General features: G+C 52.7%; 15 protein-coding genes. 13 read left to right on the plus strand and 2 right to left on the minus strand.

Annotated elements, in window-relative coordinates:
- The first annotated feature begins 17 nt into the window (after positions 1-17).
- From mutL to CPA45_RS00150, 8 genes are all read left to right on the plus strand, one after another.
- Positions 18-1,958, plus strand: a complete 1,941-nt coding sequence (gene mutL / locus CPA45_RS00115) for a DNA mismatch repair endonuclease MutL (protein ID WP_422821994.1) — start codon at positions 18-20, stop codon at positions 1,956-1,958.
- 30 nt (positions 1,959-1,988) lie between these two features.
- Positions 1,989-2,927 carry a tRNA (adenosine(37)-N6)-dimethylallyltransferase MiaA gene (gene miaA, locus CPA45_RS00120; protein ID WP_096649195.1) on the plus strand — a complete coding sequence of 313 codons (939 nt, stop codon included), beginning with the start codon at positions 1,989-1,991 and terminating at the stop codon, positions 2,925-2,927.
- Between the two features lie 137 nt (positions 2,928-3,064).
- The gene (gene hfq / locus CPA45_RS00125) at positions 3,065-3,313 is read left to right on the plus strand and encodes an RNA chaperone Hfq (protein WP_009099947.1); all 249 of its coding nucleotides are present in this window, start codon (positions 3,065-3,067) and stop codon (positions 3,311-3,313) included.
- A gap of 36 nt (positions 3,314-3,349) precedes the next feature.
- The gene (hflX, locus tag CPA45_RS00130; RefSeq protein WP_096649197.1) at positions 3,350-4,660 is read left to right on the plus strand and encodes a ribosome rescue GTPase HflX; all 1,311 of its coding nucleotides are present in this window, start codon (positions 3,350-3,352) and stop codon (positions 4,658-4,660) included.
- A 312-nt stretch (positions 4,661-4,972) separates the two neighbouring features.
- Positions 4,973-6,250, plus strand: a complete 1,278-nt coding sequence (gene hflK / locus CPA45_RS00135) for an FtsH protease activity modulator HflK (protein WP_096649201.1) — start codon at positions 4,973-4,975, stop codon at positions 6,248-6,250.
- Positions 6,251-7,135, plus strand: a complete 885-nt coding sequence (gene hflC, locus CPA45_RS00140; RefSeq protein WP_096649204.1) for a protease modulator HflC — start codon at positions 6,251-6,253, stop codon at positions 7,133-7,135.
- A 197-nt stretch (positions 7,136-7,332) separates the two neighbouring features.
- The gene (locus CPA45_RS00145; RefSeq protein WP_096649207.1) at positions 7,333-8,526 is read left to right on the plus strand and encodes an ATP phosphoribosyltransferase regulatory subunit; all 1,194 of its coding nucleotides are present in this window, start codon (positions 7,333-7,335) and stop codon (positions 8,524-8,526) included.
- A complete protein-coding gene (locus CPA45_RS00150; RefSeq protein WP_078087156.1) occupies positions 8,526-9,821 on the plus strand; it encodes an adenylosuccinate synthase in 1,296 nt (431 codons plus the stop codon). The genes CPA45_RS00145 and CPA45_RS00150 overlap by 1 nt, the downstream gene beginning before the upstream one ends.
- Positions 9,822-9,954: 133 nt before the next feature.
- Here the strand turns inward: CPA45_RS00150 and cobO are convergent, their stop codons facing one another.
- On the minus strand, positions 9,955-10,554 hold the full coding sequence (gene cobO, locus CPA45_RS00155) for a cob(I)yrinic acid a,c-diamide adenosyltransferase (RefSeq protein WP_096649210.1): 600 nt from the start codon (positions 10,552-10,554) through the stop codon (positions 9,955-9,957).
- A gap of 211 nt (positions 10,555-10,765) precedes the next feature.
- On the opposite strand from cobO, the gene CPA45_RS00160 reads away from it, so the two are divergent.
- The 5 genes from CPA45_RS00160 to CPA45_RS00180 all read left to right on the plus strand — a co-directional run bounded on the left by CPA45_RS00160 (position 10,766) and on the right by CPA45_RS00180 (position 16,526).
- Positions 10,766-11,251, plus strand: a complete 486-nt coding sequence (locus tag CPA45_RS00160) for a YajQ family cyclic di-GMP-binding protein (protein WP_096649213.1) — start codon at positions 10,766-10,768, stop codon at positions 11,249-11,251.
- Between the two features lie 76 nt (positions 11,252-11,327).
- The gene (gene pepN, locus CPA45_RS00165; RefSeq protein WP_096649216.1) at positions 11,328-13,958 is read left to right on the plus strand and encodes an aminopeptidase N; all 2,631 of its coding nucleotides are present in this window, start codon (positions 11,328-11,330) and stop codon (positions 13,956-13,958) included.
- 38 nt (positions 13,959-13,996) lie between these two features.
- Positions 13,997-14,956 (plus strand): lipid kinase YegS, encoded by a 960-nt coding sequence (gene yegS / locus CPA45_RS00170; RefSeq protein ID WP_096649219.1) that lies wholly within the window; start codon positions 13,997-13,999, stop codon positions 14,954-14,956.
- A 63-nt stretch (positions 14,957-15,019) separates the two neighbouring features.
- On the plus strand, positions 15,020-15,775 hold the full coding sequence (locus CPA45_RS00175) for a hypothetical protein (protein ID WP_096649223.1): 756 nt from the start codon (positions 15,020-15,022) through the stop codon (positions 15,773-15,775).
- A gap of 94 nt (positions 15,776-15,869) precedes the next feature.
- Positions 15,870-16,526, plus strand: a complete 657-nt coding sequence (locus tag CPA45_RS00180; protein ID WP_096650192.1) for a LysE family translocator — start codon at positions 15,870-15,872, stop codon at positions 16,524-16,526.
- Between the two features lie 28 nt (positions 16,527-16,554).
- On the opposite strand, the gene CPA45_RS00185 is transcribed toward CPA45_RS00180, so the two are convergent.
- Positions 16,555-18,504 (minus strand): transglycosylase SLT domain-containing protein, encoded by a 1,950-nt coding sequence (locus CPA45_RS00185; protein WP_096649226.1) that lies wholly within the window; start codon positions 18,502-18,504, stop codon positions 16,555-16,557.
- Between the last annotated feature and the right edge of the window lie 15 nt (positions 18,505-18,519).

Raw genomic sequence — 18,519 nt, forward strand, 5'->3', positions numbered from 1 at the left:
GACTTCTGAGGTGACGCTTGACTGAAGTGATCTCTTCGACATCACGTATCCATGTGCTTGACCCCCGGCTAGCTAACCAAATAGCCGCCGGGGAGGTGGTCGAGCGTCCTTCATCGGTGACCAAAGAACTGATAGAAAACGCGATTGATGCAGGTAGTCAGCGCATTGAAGTTGAGATTGAGCAGGGCGGTGCTCGGCTTATCAAAGTGCGTGACGACGGCATTGGTATTGGGGAGCAGGATCTGCCATTAGCGCTGGCGCGTCATGCTACTAGCAAAATTAGCAGCCTTGAGGATTTAGAGGGTGTTAGCTCGCTGGGGTTTCGCGGCGAGGCTTTAGCGTCGATTAGCTCAGTGTCGCGCTTAGAGCTGATCTCCAATGCCGAAGAGGATCCGCGTCAAGGCTGGCGAGTAGTGGCAGAGGGGCGTGGTATGGAAGCAAGAGTGACTCCAGCCCCTCATCCTCGTGGAACCAGCGTTGCCGTACGGGATCTTTTTTTCAATACTCCAGCGCGACGAAAATTTCTACGCACCGAAAAAACAGAGTTTGCCCATGTAGAAGAGGCGTTCCGTCGGCAGGCGTTGTCACGTTACGACATTGCCTGGGTGTTGCGCCATAACCAGAAAGTTATCCACCAGTTGCCGCCGGGTGTGACTGCTGTAGCGAGAGAGCGGCGCATTGCTTCACTGCTGGGCAAAAGTTTTATTGAGCACGCGCGTTATATCGAGCGTGAAGCGGGCGGGCTGCGATTAAGCGGCTGGGTAGGCCTGCCTACTCACTCACGCTCCCAAGCAGACCAGCAGTACTTTTTTGTAAATGGCCGTGTGGTGCGTGACCGCTTGGTTGCGCATGCGGTGCGCCAAGCCTACCGCGACGTACTTTATAACGGTCGCCACCCAGTGTTTGTGCTCTATCTTGAGCTAGACCCGGATGTGGTGGATGTCAACGTGCATCCCACTAAGCATGAAGTACGCTTTCGTGATGGGCGCATGGTGCATGATTTTCTGTACTCTAGTTTACACCACTGCCTGGCTGCTTCTAAGCCTGTTGACGACGGCCAGCAGCAGGGGGATGAGCAGCAGGATGATGAGTTGCAGGCTGTGGAGCGGCCGACTGGGCAGGCCGATGGGCTGGTAAATCAGCCATCTACGCCACGCTGGCAGCAACAGGGTATGGCCCTGGCGGAAAGCCCCGCACGTCACCCTGGTGCCGAGCGGGTACGTCGTTTTATGCAGGGCTATCAAGCATTGCATCCTGATCACGAAGAAACGCTACTCACGCCACAGCCGAGTGGGCCAAGCGCTAATAGCCTAAATGCCACGGAAGTGCGTGAAGCCCCGCTGAGTATGCCTGAGCATGATGCGACGGTAGCCCCGCCGCTCGGTTTTGCGCTAGGGCAGTTGCATGGGGTGTATATTTTGGCACAAAACGCTAAAGGACTCGTGCTTGTAGATATGCATGCTGCCCACGAGCGGATTGTGTATGAGCGTATGAAGAATCAGTTGGCAGCGGCGACGGGAATTGATGCCCAGCCCTTGTTGGTACCTGTTTCTCTAGCGGCGAGTCGTGCTGAAGTTGCCACCGCAGAGAGTGAGCGCGAAGCCATTACCCAGTTGGGCGTTGAGCTTGATGTGGCTGGGCCTGAAACTCTACTGGTGCGACAATTACCGGCCCTGCTAGCTCAGGCGGACCCAGAGGCGCTGGTGCGCGAAATGCTGGAAGAGCTGGCTCGCTTTGGCCGCACTCAGCAAGTGGAAGCGCGTATCCATGAACTGCTCTCCTCCATGGCGTGCCATGGCAGTGTGCGTGCTAACCGGCGCTTAACCATTGACGAAATGAATGCGTTATTGCGCGATATGGAGCGTACCGAGCGCAGTGATCAGTGTAACCATGGCCGCCCCACCTGGACGCAAATGAGTATGAAAGCGCTTGACCGCCTGTTTCTGCGCGGCCAATGAATAATAGATTAGATGGAGTGCTGAGAGCTGATGGCTGATACACGCCCCTGGGCGATTTTTCTTATGGGGCCAACAGCGGCCGGAAAAACAGATACCGCAATAGCGCTACATGAAAAGTTAGGGCATGAACTAATTAGCGTTGATTCTGCCATGGTATACCGAGGATTGGATATTGGCAGTGCCAAGCCCAGTGCAGATGAGCTTGCTCGAGCGCCCCATCGGCTAATTGATATCCGTGATCCAGCACAACCCTACTCGGCGGCTGATTTCCGTAACGATGCTCTGCATGAGATGCGGCAAATTAGCGCGGCAGGTAAAGTCCCGCTCTTAGTTGGCGGCACGATGCTGTATTACAAACGCTTGGTCGAAGGGGTGGCTAATTTGCCAGCGGCTGACGAGGCTATTCGCCAGCGCTTAGAAGAACAGCGCCAGTTGGAAGGATTAGAGGGCTTGCATCGTTCGTTGGCAAAGGTCGATCCCGCCTCGGCTACGCGCATTCACCCCAATGATCCACAGCGTTTAATGCGTGCGTTAGAGGTGTATTACGCCAGTGGTCGGCCTATGAGTGAGCTTTGGAAAGAGCAGCAGCCGGAAACCTTTCCTTGGCGAGTGCTGTCGATAGCGTTAGCTCCAAGTGATCGGCAGGTTTTACACCAGCGAATTGCTCAGCGCTTTAATATTATGTTGGCTGAGGGGTTGATAGATGAGGTTGCCGCCCTCAAACAGCGTAATGACCTTCACCTTGGTTTGCCTGCAATGAAAAGCGTTGGCTACCGGCAGGTATGGGATTATCTGGATGGTGAGTATGACCAAGCAGAGTTGTTAGAGCGCGGAATTATTGCCACTCGCCAACTGGCTAAGCGGCAGTTGACGTGGTTAAGAAGTTGGCCATCGCTTACATGGATTGATTCACAGCAACCGGACGTATTGGATAAGGTGCTGAAATTCGTGCGTGAAAGCGGTGCTTAGCGTAAGATAGTGAGTTCGTAAGCAAGTGTTTTCGAGTGGCCGGGTGAACAGGCCTTTCGGGCAACAAGATTGCGGCGTAGCACCAGTAGGGCACGCCATTGATAACCAACCCCAACGACAGTTTTAGGGAGAGCAACATGTCCAAAGGGCAGTCCCTTCAAGACCCGTACCTGAATATTTTGCGCAAGGAGCGCATTCCGGTCTCTATTTTCCTGGTAAACGGCATTAAGCTGCAGGGCCAGATTGAATCGTTTGACCAGTTTGTGATCTTGCTGCGCAATACCGTCAGTCAGATGGTTTATAAACATGCTATTTCTACGGTAGTGCCCTCGCGCAATGTGCGCTTGCCGGCACAGGATCCAGCCGCTCCTGATGCGGATATCTAACGCCGTTAGAAAGCAAGAGATTCGATGAGGTATTGATTGTTTTTTGAACGCCCAGATGCCGGTGAGACGGCAGTTCTTGTTCACGTTGATTTTCATGATGAGCAAGCACGTGAAGACCCGGGTGAGTTCTTGGAACTCGTGCGCTCTGCTGGTGCAGAGCCTGCGACATTGCTCACAGCGAGCCGGCAACGGCCTGATTCCCGTACGTTTGTCGGGACAGGTAAGTTGGAGGAGCTGCGAGCAATGCTCGCTGCTCACCAAGCCGAGCTGGTGATCTTCAACCACACCTTAAAACCTTCCCAAGAGCGTAATCTTGAGCGTGAGCTTAAGTGCCGAGTACTTGATCGTACCGGTTTGATACTTGATATCTTTGCGCAACGGGCAAGAACTCATGAAGGTAAGCTCCAAGTTGAGCTTGCCCAGCTTGAATATATGTCTACGCGCCTGATTCGCGGGTGGACGCACCTGGAGCGCCAGAAAGGTGGTATCGGTCTACGCGGCCCTGGTGAAACTCAGCTTGAAACTGACCGCCGCTTGTTGCGGGTGCGCATTAAGTCGATTCATAAACGGCTTGATAAAGTGCGTAGCCAGCGTGAGCAGAATCGTCGTGCTCGTTCTAGGGCTGAAATTCATAGTGTTTCACTGGTCGGTTATACCAACGCCGGTAAATCGACGCTATTTAACGCCCTAACGAATGCCGATGTTTACGCAGCTGATCAGCTATTCGCAACGCTTGATCCAACACTGCGTCGGCTTGAAATAGACGATGTCGGCCCGGTGGTTTTGGCAGATACGGTAGGTTTTATTCGCCATCTGCCCCATAAGCTGGTTGAAGCGTTTCGTGCGACATTGCAAGAGGCTGCTGAGGCAACGTTGCTAGTGCACGTTATTGATGCAGCGGATCCGGATAGAGACTTGAACGTCGAACAAGTCGAGCGTGTTCTGGAGGAAATTGGTGCCGATAGTGTGCCGGTCCTCAAGGTCATGAATAAAATTGACAAGCTAGATAGTGCGCCGCGTATTGAGCGTGATGGACAAGGTCGGCCGGAAGTAGTTTGGCTCTCTGCCCAGCAGGGGCTGGGGTTAAACCTTCTGCTTGAAGCGTTGACCGAGCGATTGGCAAATGATGTTATCGGCTTTTCGCTGACCCTTTCGCCTGAGCAGGGCAAGCTAAGGGCGGGGCTCCATGAGCTAAACGCTGTACGAGAAGAGTCTTTTGATGAGCAGGGGCGTTCAGTACTGGATGTGCGTCTGCCAAGACGAGATTTTAATCAGCTAATGGCCCAGCTAGGCGAGCGTGCTGACACCTATTTGCCAGAAGCGCTGCGTGAGTCTGACGAGTGGTAGTCTTTAAGCGTGATGACAGTCTTTAGATGATAGTCTTTAGATAGTCTTTAAACGTGGTGATAGCTTTTGCACATGAGGTGGCTTTTACGCGTGTTAGCCTTTGCGAGTTTTTTGTGTGTTAGCTTTCACGCTCACTTAGTTCTAAGGTTCGCTTTAGCAGCAGGTTTTATTAACAGCAGGTTTTATTAACAGTTGTATCACTTGATTGTAGAAAAGTGGTACAAGATTGATACAGTAATAATATTAAAAAGCACGGCGGCCTCACCTCCGAGCGAGGTCGTGTGCAGGTGAATACCTTAGTGGAGATGTAGTATGGCCTGGAACGAGCCTGGTGGCGGTAACCAGCATGACCCCTGGAGCAGCGGTGGCCGGCGCGGTGGTAATAGCGGCGGTGATCGTGGGGGTAACGGCGGTAATAATGGTGGCAATAACGGAGGAAACAACGGCGGCAATAACCAGGGTCCTCCCGATCTTGATGAGGCGCTTAAGAAATTCCAGGACAAGCTTAACGGTATGTTAGGCGGCGGTAAAAAGGGCGGCGGCAAAGGTGGTGATGGTAAGGGGGGCGGTAAGCCGCGTAACTCTCTTGCGTTACCTGGGTTGCTCGTTGTTGTTGCTCTTGCTATCTGGGCGGCGTCTGGTTTCTATCTGGTTGACCAGTCAGAGCGCGGTGTAGTATTGCGTTTTGGGGAGTTCCAGGGGATTGTTGACCCTGGTCTACAGTGGAACCCACCTCTCATTGATGATGTTCGCATGGTAAATGTGACGCGAGTGCGCTCAGTAGCACAAACGCAGTCAATGCTTACCCGCGATGAAAACATCGTTGAAGTAGAAATCTCTGCTCAATACCAAGTATCTAACCCGCGTGACTTCGTGCTTAACGTGCGCGACCCAGGGCTTTCTATTGAAAATGCCTTGGACTCTGCGTTACGCCACGTCGTGGGTGGTACCGATATGATTGATATTTTAACCTCAGGTCGTGAAATTTTAGGTAGCTCGGTAGCAAGCCGCTTACAGACTTACCTTGACGCCTATGGGGCGGGTATTCGTCTACAAACCATCAACATTGAGTCTACTTCTGCACCTGCACCAGTTATCGATGCGTTTGATGACGTTATTCGTGCCCGTGAAGACCGCCAGCGTACGATTAACGAAGGTATGGCTTACGCCAACGCCATTATTCCAGCTGCTCAGGGTCAAGCTCAGCGCGTGGTAGAGCAAGGTCAAGGTTACCGCGAGTCAGTGGTAGCTGAGGCTCAAGGTCAGGCTAACCGCTTTAATGCGCTACTAACCGAGTACCGTAATTCGCCCGCTATTATGCGTGAGCGTATGTACCTGGATGCCATTGAAGAAGTGTTTGGCAGCACGCCCAAAGTATTGCTGGATATTAGCGAAAATGCTCCATTGATGTACTTGCCTTTGGATCAAATGAGAGGCAGTGCAAGCAGTGGTAGTGGTAGCAGCGCTAGCAGTAGCAGCAGTAATAATAGTAGCGAGGCGATTGACCCGCGCGTCTTGGATTCTTTACGCACCAGCCAAGGTGGCACATCGTCTTCAAGTACTAGCTCTATTCGCAGGGAGGGCCGCTAAATGATTAATAATCGATCCCTGCTAATCGTAGGTGGCCTTGCTGCCGTGGCTTGGTTGGCCAGCAACAGCCTGTATGTGGTGGATGAAACCGAGCGGGCCGTTAAGCTGCGCTTTGGTGAAGTAGTTGAAGAGAACATCCAGCCGGGACTGCATACTAAAATACCGATTGCTCAGACAATCCGTAAGTTTGATACTCGCCTGCTGACGTTAGATACCGACACTAGTCGCTATCTGACCCTTGAGCAGAAAGCGGTAATTGTTGATTCTTACGTGAAGTGGCAAGTCGTGAATCCGACGCGTTACTACGAGGCGACAGCGGGTGATGAGATGATGGCAATTCGCCTGATCCAGCCGCGTGTTGACGAAAGTCTGCGTAACGAGTTTGGTCGGCTTAATCTGCAGGAAATTATTGCAGAGCGTCGCGATGATCTGATGACTGGCCCAACCGCAGAGTTGGATGAGTTAATGCATGATGAGCTTGGCGTGGCAATTCGCGATATTCGTATTAAGCGTATTGACTTGCCGGAAGACGTATCAGCTGCAGTATTTGAGCGTATGCGTTCCGAGCGTGAGCGTGAAGCTCGCGAGTGGCGTGCACAGGGTCAAGAAGAGGCTGAGCGTATCCGTGCTAACGCTGACCGCCGTCGTCAGGTACTGTTAGCCCAGGCTAATGAGCGCTCTGAGACGTTACGCGGTGAGGGTGATGCTGAAGCTGCAGCGATCTTCTCTCAAGCATATAGCCAGGACCAGGAGTTCTTCTCTTTCTGGCGTAGTTTAAATGCTTACCGTGAGAGCTTTGCTGGCGATGGCAACCTGCTAGTGTTGGAACCGGATAGCGATTTCTTCCGCTATCTGCGTAGCCCTTTGCCGGTTAATGCCGAGTAAAAGCGTTGGTTGAATCCCGTGGGCTTATGCATGCCTAGCGGGGTTCATCTCAAGATTAAACGTGATAGACTTTATTCACCGGGCGTCGCCCGGTTTTTTTGTGGCCCTCATTTCACGATTGCTCTTCTGAAGGCGAATTAAGCGCCTCAGTTGGGAGCTGGGTAAAAGGGCCTTCATCGTCTTGCAGGATTGTTCACATGACCATCGCTGACCGCTGGCTGCTGCCCGACGGCATGGATGAGGTGCTGCCGCCTCAGGCAAGCCGCATGGAAGAGCTGCGCCGTGCGCTGCTTGATCTTTACCATTGTTGGGGCTACGACCAAGTAATGCCGCCACCGGTGGAGTTTTTGGACTCCTTGCTTACCGGTACCGGTACCGACTTAGACCTTCAGACGTTTAAGCTAACGGACCAACTCACGGGCCGTATGATGGGGGCATCTGCTGATGTCACTCCTCAGGTGGCGCGTATGGATGCCCACTCGTTAAAACGTCAAGGGCCGGTGAGGTTGTGCTACTGCACCAACGTATTACGTGCCAAAGCCGACCAGCACCAAGGTGGGCGCAGTCCGGTCCAGGTTGGCGTTGAGCTGTTTGGGCATCCAGGGTTAGAAGCCGACAGTGAAATTATTCACTTGGCGCTGTCGAGCCTGAAGGCCGCTGGGGCTGAGGAAGTTCATTTGGCGCTGGGCCATATTGGTATCTACCGTAGCCTTGTGGAAGCAGCCGCACTGAGCAAAGAGCAGGAGGGGGCGCTATTTGCCGCGTTATCGCTAAAATCTCCTGGGCAGTTGGCTGAGCAGATTAGCGCAAGCGTGAGTGACCCCGTGTTAGCCGACATGCTAATGGCGCTAGGCGAGCTACATGGCGATGCTGATGTGCTGAGCCAAGCTCGTGAGCGATTTGCTGGTGCGCCTGCGCCGGTTACGGCGGCACTGGATCAGCTAGAGGCGCTTTACAAAGGCGTGTTGGCACGCTTTGACGTATCGCTCTATTTTGACTTGGCAGAGCTACGTGGCTATCAATATCACACGGGTATGATGTTTGCCGCTTATGTGCCTGGCTATGGACATGCACTGGCAAAAGGCGGACGCTACGATGACACAGGTCGTGCTTTTGGAAGAGCGCGGCCAGCGACCGGCTTTTCGATGGATTTAAAACAGCTTGCATCGTTAGCATTAGCGTCACCCAGTCGTGGGGCTATTTGGGCGCCAGCTCAAGAAGATGAGTCGCTTAATGCTGCCATTGCTGCGCTGCGCGAGCAGCAAGAACGTGTTATTCAAGCGCTGCCTGGGCAGCGTACTGGGCCGGCGGAGCACAGTTGCGACCGCCGTCTTGAGTTTATCGATGGCCGTTGGCAGACAACGGCCCTGACACAAGAGACGAGTGCATAATGGGTAAGAATGTCGTAGTCCTGGGTACCCAGTGGGGCGATGAAGGCAAGGGTAAAATTGTTGACTTGCTTACAGAATCCGCTTCAGCGGTTGTTCGCTTTCAAGGAGGCCATAACGCTGGTCATACGCTGGTCATTGAAGGTGAAAAAACCGTCCTTCACTTGATCCCTTCCGGCGTATTGCGTCCTGGTAAAACCTGCGTGATCGGCAATGGTGTTGTGCTATCTCCAGAAGCGCTAATCAAAGAGATTCGTGAGCTCGAGGCTAAAGGTGTGCCGGTGCGTGAGCGCCTTCGCCTGTCGCCTGCCTGCCCGCTGATTCTGCCTTACCACGTGCGTCTGGACCAAGCGCGAGAGAAAGCCCGTGGTGTGGCTAAAATTGGCACGACCGGGCGCGGTATTGGCCCTGCCTACGAAGATAAAGTGGCGCGTCGTGGTCTGCGGTTAGGTGACATGCTTCACCGCGAGCGTTTTGCCTCCAAGCTTGGCGAAGTGCTGGACTACCACAACTTCGTCCTGGTGAACTACCACGGTGAGCCAGCGGTAGACTTCCAGGAAGTGCTGGATAGCGCCATGCAAATGGCTGAAGAGCTACGCCCGATGGTGACCGACACTGTCAGCATGGTGCATGACCTGCGCAAAGCGGGAGAGAACATTCTGTTTGAAGGTGCCCAGGGCTCATTGCTGGATATTGACCACGGCACTTATCCTTACGTCACCAGCTCCAACACCACTGCAGGCGGTACCGCCACTGGTTCTGGTGTTGGCCCGTTATACCTGGATTATGTGCTGGGTATCACCAAGGCTTATACCACACGCGTTGGTTCTGGCCCATTCCCGACTGAGCTGTTTGATGATCATGGTCGTCATTTAGCCGAGCGTGGGCACGAGTTTGGCGCGACTACTGGCCGCCCTCGTCGTTGTGGTTGGTTTGATGCCGTGGCTCTGCGTCATGCGGTACAGATTAACTCGGTATCGGGTATCTGCTTAACTAAGCTTGATGTGTTGGATGGTTTAGAAAACATCCGCGTATGCGTAGGCTATCGCAGTAAAGATGGTGATGTGCTGGACAACCCGGTGGACTCAGAAGGCTACGAAGCAGTTGAGCCGCTTTACCACGATTTACCCGGCTGGAAAGAGTCTACGTTGGGTGCCAAGCGGGTAGAGGACTTGCCTGCCAATGCTCGCGCTTATATCAGTTTCCTGGAAGAGCAGGTAGGTACCAGCATTGATATTATTTCAACTGGCCCTGACCGCGTTGAAACTATTGTGCTGCGTAATCCGTTTGATGGATAAGCGGGTTTAGGTTGGTATAAATACACTGTGTTAATAAAGAGAGGGGCGATTTTATCGCTCCTCTTTTGTTTTTTTGTTCTGTTTGTTCAGTCTTGTTTTTTCGGCCGTGTTGGTTTGCAGCGCCACCAAAATGTTAGAAATCAATACCACGGCGAGCTTGTAGGCCATTATTGAAGGCGTGGCGTACTTCCTGCATTTCAGTCACCGTGTCTGCCATTGTCACCAGCTCTCGGTGGGCGTTGCGGCCTGTGATAATCACGGTTTGCTCATGTGGCCGGTTAATCAGTGCTTGTTTGACGGTAGCGATGTCCAGGTAGCCAAATTTTAGCATGTAGGTGATTTCATCCAGTACCACAAGGTAAGTGTCCGGATCCGCCAACATTTTCTCGGCTTCTCGCCACACTTCCAGACATGCCGCTGTATCTGTAGCACGATTCTGTGTGTCCCAGGTAAAGCCTGTGGCCATAATCGCTACGCTAAGGTTAGGGTCTTCTTCCAGTCGGTTGCGTTCGCCGCACTCCCAAAGCCCTTTGATAAACTGCACGACGCCTACCTTATAGCCATAGCCTAGTGAGCGTGTGACAGTGCCCCAGGCGGCGGTGGTTTTACCTTTACCATTGCCTGTATTGACGAGCAATAGCCCGCGCTGCTCTGTGGCATTAGCCACTTTTTCATCTACTCTTGTTTTCAGCTTTTCCATTGACGCCTTATGGCGTGAATCACGATCACTCATTGTCTTTCTCCATCAGGCGGTTGGTTTGTATCGTGGCAGTAGGTTACGTCATCTTTTTAAAATTTAACATTGCCTGGAATAATGCTTGTATAACTTTTGCGCTGCTGTGAGTTGTAAATGCAAAGTAATGTGCAGCTTTTGGCAAGAGAATTGGCCGGTTGGGGGTAAGCTGCTCTAGAATGGGGGGTCATGTCTTGTCAGGAACTACTCCATGCCCTCATTTGATATTGTGTCAGAGTTTGATCAGCACGAAGCATCCAATGCTATCGATCAAGCAAATCGCGAAGTTCAATCCCGTTTTGATTTTAAAGGTGTCGACGCCAGTTTTGCCTTGGAAGGGGACAAGGTTCAGCTAGAAGCCGAAGTGGATTTTCAGCTTAAACAAATGCTAGACGTGCTGCGTAATCGCTTAATAGCACGCGGTATCGATGCCCGCTGTATGGATATTAAAGATGCGCAGTTATCGGGAGTTAAGGCCCGCCAGGAAGTGGTACTTAAGCAGGGCCTGGATCCGGCAGAAGCCAAAGATATTGTTAAGCGTATCAAGGGCAGCAAGCTAAAAGTACAGGCTCAGATCCAGGGTGAGAAAGTCCGCGTTACGGGCAAAAAACGCGATGATTTGCAGGGCGTGATGGCGCTGCTGCGGGGTGAAGAAGGTCCTGAGCTGCCGCTGCAATTTGATAACTTCCGCGACTAACGCACGCCCCGTTGATGCGATGGCGCCGTGGTCGGCGCTATCCTTTCTTTAAAACAGCTTACAGGAGTCACGTACCATGTCTGATCCGCAGCCGGTTTATTTAAGCGACTATCAGCCGCCCAACTACCAGGTTACCCATACCGAGCTGACGTTTGATCTTGACCCTACCGCGACTCGCGTTAAAGCGCGACTGATGATTGAGCGTCACTCCGAGGCCAGTGATGATGCTCCACTGGTACTTAATGGCGAGCATCTGACGTTGCTTAAGCTAGCCCTGGATGGCAGCCCCCTCACTGAAGCAGATTACCGGCTTAATGATGAAACACTGCGAATCGAAGATGTGCCCGCAGCGTTTATATTAGAGAGTGAGGTGGAAATTGCCCCTAGTAGTAATACAGCCCTTGAAGGGCTCTACCAATCTAATGGTATGTACTGCACTCAGTGCGAAGCTGAAGGTTTCCGGCGTATTACCTATTACCCCGATCGCCCCGATGTCATGGCGACCTTCAAGGTTACCGTCATTGGTAATGCCACTAGTGAGCCAGTTCTGTTAGCTAACGGCAATCCGGTTGCTCAGGGGGCGTTAGAAAATGGGCGTCACTTTGTTACTTGGGAAGATCCACACCCCAAGCCTTGCTACTTATTTGCTCTGGTTGCCGGTGACCTGCATAAGGTTGAGGATCGCTTCACTACCATGAGCGGCCGTCAGGTGGCACTGCAACTGTGGGTGGAGCAGGAGAACCTCGACAAAACTGAGCATGCCATGGCCTCACTTAAGCGTGCTATGGTTTGGGACGAGCAGACCTATGGCCGTGAGTACGATCTAGACCTGTTTATGATTGTGGCAGTGAATGACTTCAATATGGGGGCGATGGAGAACAAAGGGCTTAATATCTTTAACTCTGCGGCTGTGCTCACCCATTCCAATACGGCGACAGATGCTGCTTTTCAAAATGTCGAGGGGATTGTTGCCCACGAGTATTTTCATAACTGGTCAGGTAATCGGGTAACGTGCCGCGACTGGTTCCAGCTATCGCTTAAAGAAGGCTTTACGGTTTTTCGCGACCAGTGCTTCTCGGCTGATACCAATTCAGCACCGGTTAAGCGTATTCAAGATGTTTCATTTTTCCGTACTGCACAATTTGCCGAGGACGCAGGGCCCACAGCGCATCCCATTCGGCCCGATCACTTTATTGAAATTACAAATTTCTACACCCTGACGATTTACGAAAAGGGTGCAGAAGTCGTTCGAATGCTACGTAATCTATTGGGGTGGGAAGATTTTCGTCGTGGCTCTGACCTCTATTTCGAGCGTTTTGATGGTCAGGCGGTCACCATTGAAGACTTTGTGGGCTGTATGGCAGAAGTATCGGGTGCCGACCTGGAGCAATTTATGCGTTGGTACTCCCAGGCGGGTACGCCTGAAATTGATGCCCGTGGCGAGTATGACTATGCCCATGCTGAATACCATCTAACGCTGCGTCAGCGCACGCCTGCGACTCCTGGTCAGCCGGATAAGTTACCACTACATATTCCCGTGCGTATGGGCTTGGTGGGCACCAAGTCAGGAAAAGATTTACCCCTAACGATGAATGGCGAAACGTTAGGTAAAGACGCGGTTATCCACCTGCGGGAATATGAGCAAACTTTTATATTTACTGATGTGGCTGAAGCGCCAGTACCTTCGCTGTTGCGCGATTTTTCGGCACCTGTGAAGCTGCATTTTCCTTACTCCCGTGAAGATCTAGCGTTTCTCCTTACCCATGACAGCGATGGCTTTAACCGCTGGGATGCAGGACAGCGTCTTGCCATGCTGGCGTTGGACGATTTAATCGCTGCCCACCGCAACGGTGTGGAGAAGGTAATGGACAGCCGTGTTGTGGAGGCCTTTAGAACACTGTTAACCGGTCAAGTAAGTGACAAAGCCGTGTTGGCTGAAATGCTGACCTTACCCTCTGAGGCATACATTGCTGAGCAGCAGCCCATCATTGATGTTGATGCGATTCATGCTGCCCGAGAATTTGTACGCCAATCGCTGGCGATGGCGCTCCGCGATGAGTTTATTGCTATCTATAATGACAATGTTAGTGATGAGCCCTACGCGCCTACGCCCGAACAAATTGCTCAGCGTAGTCTGAAAAACGTAGCGCTTGCGTATTTAATGTCAATTGAAGATGAGCAGGGGCTAGCGCTATGTGAAGCGCAATTTGCTGCAGACCATAATATGACCGACGTGCGCCACGCATTGACTCTGTTAGTGCATAGTGACCGTGATGATCTCGCTTCACCGGCGCTTAAAGCGTTTGGGCAAAAGTGGGCTCATGACCCGCTCGTGATGGATCAGTGGTTTACTATTCAGGTAACGCGTCCTCAGCTTGACGTGTTGGAGCGCGTCGAATACCTCATGCAACACCCGGCGTTTTCAATTAAAAACCCTAATAAGGTGCGCGCACTAGTTGGTGCATTTGCTCAGAACAGAGTGAATTTCCATCGTTTGGATGGCAAAGGCTATGCCTTGCTGGCTGATGTGGTAATTGAGCTCAATCGTCTTAACCCTGAAATAGCGGCACGGCTGATAACCCCTTTAACTCGCTGGCAGCGCTTTGATGAAGAGCGTCAGCAACTGATGCGTGAGCAGCTCGAGCGAATTAAGCGAGAGCCGCTATCATCGAATGTGTTTGAGGTGGTCGAGAAAGCGCTGGCCTAATAGGTGCTGGCGGATTAACCACGGAAAGGAAGATCTCGGTGAAAGAGACACAGCAGCGTTGCTTGCTTATTATTAATGGTAAGTCGGCCGGTAATCCGGCGCTTCGCGAAGCCGTCGAAGAGCAGAGAAAGGCAGGGCAGCATATTACTGTCCGCTCTACCTGGGAAGGTGGAGACGCTGCTGAGTTTGCCGCGCAGGCGGCTGAAATGGGCGTAACGCGCGTGATTGCCTGCGGTGGCGATGGCACGGTTAACGAAGTGGTTAATGGGCTGATGCGACTAGCCCATGACCAGCGCCCTGCGCTCGGCATTGTGCCCCTTGGTAGTGCCAATGATTTTGCTACGTCTGTGGGGTTGCCTCTCGAGCCAGGGCCTGCCTTGGCTGCTGCCATGGTACTCTCGGCATCACCTATTGATGTTGTACGCGTGACTACAGGCACCGGGGATGAGCGCTCGACCAGCTACTACGTGAATATGACGACAGGAGGCTTTGGTGCGGAAATAACCTCTTCCACACCTAAAACGTTAAAACGTATGTTGGGCGGGGGAGCTTACTCACTGATGGGGGCTTTAAAGGCATGGCGGCATCGCAGCTATCGTGGCACCCTCAAGTGGGAAAATGGGGAGCGTAGTGCTTCGTTGCTGCTGCTCGCGTTGGGCAATGGGCGACAGTCCGGCGGGGGGCAAGTATTGGCACCTAGAGCCAAGCTTGATGATGGCCGCCTTGATATATTAGTGGTTAAGGACTTCTCTTCCGTATTAGAGCTACCGACGTTGATTAGCGAGCTGCAGCATTTTCCTGCTGAAGGGCACTATGTAAGTTATTTTACGGCTAGCCAGCTGGTCGTTACTACCCAACAAGATGATCCACCCTGGCCGTTAACGCTGGATGGGGAGGCGCGCCATTATGATCAATTCTGCGTCGAGGTTGTGCCGCTTGCTTTAAAAGTGCTGCTACCCGATGAGTGCACGCTGTTATCGGCTAACGACCGACACTAGCGGCCGTTACTATGACCAAACGTTGTTATATTTTACAGATAGCCACCTAAGGAGAATGGTTCAATGGCCAATCGTTTGTGGATACCTGCGCTTGCTGCGTTGGCACTACTGCTAAGTGCCTGTGGCGATAGTCAGGAAGAGCCGACCGCTGCCCCTGAAGAGGGTGCCTCTTCCGTCTCGGATGATGAGGTGGCTCAAGAAGAGGAAACGGCGGCTGCTGAAATGCCTGAGCCTGAAGTAATTGAAGATGAGGTGGAGGCGCGCCAAGCCGCTGAGGAGTTGGAGCAAGCAGAGGCCTTGCGTGCTGAAAATGGTGACGAACTGACCGAGCAGCCTGACGCTGGTGAAGAAATCCAGGCAGGCGAAGACACCTTGGCTACAGACCCAGAAGATGCACTGAATGAAGCAAGTGCTATGCCTGGTGAAACAACTCGCTCAGACGTAGACGATGTCATCGCTGAAACAGAACGCCGTTTTGAAGAGGCTCAGCGCCGACTGGAAGAACAGTTCCAAGAGGTTGAACAGCAATCTTACTCGCTGGAGCCGATGGAGAATGATGATCTTCCAGCAAGTTGGGAAACGGAAAGTAGCTTGCCAGAGAGCTCTCGTTTAGAGGATGACCTGGAAGCTACCGATGTGGATGCACTGATCGAAGATACTGAGCGTCGCTTTGAAGAAGCTCAGCGGCGCTTAAATGAGCAGTTTGAAGAAATTGAACGTGAACGTGCCAATGGGGGCGTGGGCCTAGAAGCTGATAGCGGAGCTACCGACGATACGGGTGCAGAGACGGAACTTGATCACTTGAACGCTACACAGTAAGCGTTTTAAGGCTATCAACATAAGGGCTCGCACTGCGGGCCTTTATGTTATTTATTAGGTAAAACCTACGTTGCCCCTTTGATGAGCTTACATGATGCTGCAAATCAACCTTATTGATAGTCAATTCATTCCTTTTCTAATCGCTATTACGCTGCTTTCGGTAAGCCCAGGCGTTGACACGCTACTAGTAATACGCAATACCGCTCGTGGGGGTGTTCGTGATGGGGTGGTGACGAGTGTGGCAATTTGCTGTGGACTGTTTGTGCATGCCACGATCTCTGCATTAGGTATTTCTCTGATTTTGCTACAGTCTGCGTGGGCGTTTCATCTGCTTAAGCTCGCTGGGGCGGCTTATCTGATTTGGCTTGGGGTCGCTAGCCTGTTAGCGGCTCGCCGTGGTACGGCCTTGCCGGTCCAGAGTGTACTGCAATCCGCATCGCCAGTACCTATATGGCAGCCAGTGAAAGAGGGGTTACTTTCCAATGTGCTTAATCCTAAAACAGTAGTGTTCTATATGGCATTTTTGCCGCAGTTTATTGCCCCATCCGACCCTGCCTTGTTGAAGTCGCTATGGCTTGCTTGTGTTCACTTTGTGATTGCCAATATCTGGCAAATCAGCGTTGTGTTAATGGTTGGGGGGGCAAGTAAATGGTTGTCCAGTGCACGTTTTGCGCAAACGTTAAATGCCGCGACTGGGGCTGTGTTGGTAATGTTTGGTGTGCGTTTGGCGCTAGAGCAGCGCCCGGTGTAACCGGGCGCTGGTAGAGGTAGGGTGCCGGTTAACGACGAGCGAGTAGGGCGCGATCGTAGCGCACCATTTTTTCGTTGTCGCTTAGCAAACTTACCCCTTCGCTATTACCACCGTTGGTTAAACTTTCGAAGATAACGCGATAGCTCAGCACTGCCTGGACATAGTCGCGGGTTTCGCGGAAAGGAATGCTCTCTACAAATAAATCAAACGATTCAACTCCGCTGCCTAGCCACTGATCCACTCTACCTGGGCCTGCGTTATAAGCCGCTGCTGCAGCTAGTCTGTTGCCCTGATAGCGCTCAAGTTTGTCGCGTAAATAGGTGCTTCCCAAGCGGATGTTGAGCTCTGGATCCAGTACGCCATAAGGGCCTGGATCGCTAATGCCTAACTGACGGCTCACCTGGGTGGCTGTGCCGGGCATTAGTTGCATCAGCCCGCGAGCTCCCGCTGGGGAAAGGGCAACGGGGTTGTAGGCGCTTTCACGCCGGGTAATCGCCATTAGCAGGTAGGGGTCAACGCCGGTTAAGCGACCCCAATGTAAAAAGCTGTCGCGATATGCTGGTGGGAAGCGCCAGTCCAGTGCATCCCACATTTCTCCGGCAATAGTAGTTTGCACTAAACGCGCATGCCATTGCTGATGGGCTGCATAGTCTGCAAGTGCGCGAGCCTGCTCAGGAGAGCCGTTTTTTACGGCATGTAGCCATTCACTGTTTGCAAGGCCCTCTTCGCCAATGCGTAGTAGAGCTTCGGTTCGTTGAACGGCCGGAAGTTGGGCTGTGTGCTGCCTGGAGGCCTCGTCAAAATGGTTGCGCTCTAAATTGAGCTGGTAGGGTTGATTCAGTCGTTCAGCGGCGGCAAAGCCATAAAAGCTACGGTCAGTAGCTGCCTGGCGGTAGCGTGCTTCAGCCGCCCCTTGATTGCCGAGCTGTTCGTTGGCTCGCGCCAGCCAATACTGCCATCGGCTGCTTTTCTGCTGGCTGGCTGACATTTCTGCAATCCAGTGAATGACCTCTGTCCATTGACGCTCGGCTAAAGCACGACGAACCCGGAGTTCCAGTACGCGTTCGCTGTCCAGGCTGGGTAATACACTGTCTACCCAGGCTGTAGTGCCTGGCACATCACGCACCAGGGTATAAAAGGCGAGTTCTTCTTCAATAGGCTGCCGGTCCGCGGGCGCTAAGTTAAGGCGAGGCGAGACTTCCTGCCAAGCGGCGAAAGCGGCGGGTGTGTTTTCCCGGGTGTAGCGCTGCATGGCCGCTTTATAAAAGGCAGCAGAAGCTGCGCATTCCGGGCCAAGGCATGCCGGAGCGGAGGTAATAGCACGACTATTGTTGTTGACCAACTTAACCGTATCACGGGCTGTTTGCCATTGGCCGCTCAGTAGCCCACCTAAGTAGCTGCTTAAACGCTCCTCTCCTGCCTGCCAGGCGAGCATCTTACGTTCCCAGATCGCCGTGGCATTGATCGTTCCATCAGCCCTTAGGCGGCTAAATAGAGTATTACAGGCATCAGGCTGAGAGCTGCCTACCCGCCACAGCTTAAGACCTGCTTCTCTGGCTTGCTGGGGCTCTCTGTCCAGTAAGGCTGTATAGTAATAGCACTGGCGGGCGGCGCCTGCAGGCTCTCCGTTAGCAATTGCCAGGAGATCACCATAACGGCCCGCGTAACCATAGTTGGCAATCGCTTGGCCTCGCAACCACTCTGACAGTGGGGAGTCAGCGTATTGATCAATAAATCGCTGCACCTGGTTCGAAGATAAATTGGGTAGCTGGTTGCGTAAACGGTGGTACTCAACGTAGCCACTGAGGACATGCCCCTCAATCGCGCGTTCATCAATCTGTTGCCACTGTTGCTGACGCGCCGCTTCCAATGCATCGCGCATAGCGGCGTCGGAAGCAGCCCAAGAAACAACCGGTAGCCCTACCAGTACAGCCGTACAAAGGCTGCGTAGGGTGGAACGAAATGGCGAAGCCTGCATGGCACATCCTCTTGC

It is taken from the genome of Vreelandella nigrificans (assembly GCF_002374315.1).
Taxonomy (GTDB): Bacteria; Pseudomonadota; Gammaproteobacteria; order Pseudomonadales; family Halomonadaceae; genus Vreelandella; species Vreelandella nigrificans.

Coding starts and splice junctions, on each gene's coding strand:
- miaA (WP_096649195.1), top strand. CDS start 1,989: ATGGCTGATACACGCCCCTGGGCGATTTTTCTTATGGGGCCAACAGCG.
- hfq (WP_009099947.1), top strand. CDS start 3,065: ATGTCCAAAGGGCAGTCCCTTCAAGACCCGTACCTGAATATTTTGCGC.
- hflK (WP_096649201.1), top strand. CDS start 4,973: ATGGCCTGGAACGAGCCTGGTGGCGGTAACCAGCATGACCCCTGGAGC.
- hflC (WP_096649204.1), top strand. CDS start 6,251: ATGATTAATAATCGATCCCTGCTAATCGTAGGTGGCCTTGCTGCCGTG.
- CPA45_RS00145 (WP_096649207.1), top strand. CDS start 7,333: ATGACCATCGCTGACCGCTGGCTGCTGCCCGACGGCATGGATGAGGTG.
- CPA45_RS00150 (WP_078087156.1), top strand. CDS start 8,526: ATGGGTAAGAATGTCGTAGTCCTGGGTACCCAGTGGGGCGATGAAGGC.
- cobO (WP_096649210.1), bottom strand. CDS start 10,554: ATGAGTGATCGTGATTCACGCCATAAGGCGTCAATGGAAAAGCTGAAA.
- CPA45_RS00160 (WP_096649213.1), top strand. CDS start 10,766: ATGCCCTCATTTGATATTGTGTCAGAGTTTGATCAGCACGAAGCATCC.
- pepN (WP_096649216.1), top strand. CDS start 11,328: ATGTCTGATCCGCAGCCGGTTTATTTAAGCGACTATCAGCCGCCCAAC.
- CPA45_RS00175 (WP_096649223.1), top strand. CDS start 15,020: ATGGCCAATCGTTTGTGGATACCTGCGCTTGCTGCGTTGGCACTACTG.
- CPA45_RS00180 (WP_096650192.1), top strand. CDS start 15,870: ATGCTGCAAATCAACCTTATTGATAGTCAATTCATTCCTTTTCTAATC.
- CPA45_RS00185 (WP_096649226.1), bottom strand. CDS start 18,504: ATGCAGGCTTCGCCATTTCGTTCCACCCTACGCAGCCTTTGTACGGCT.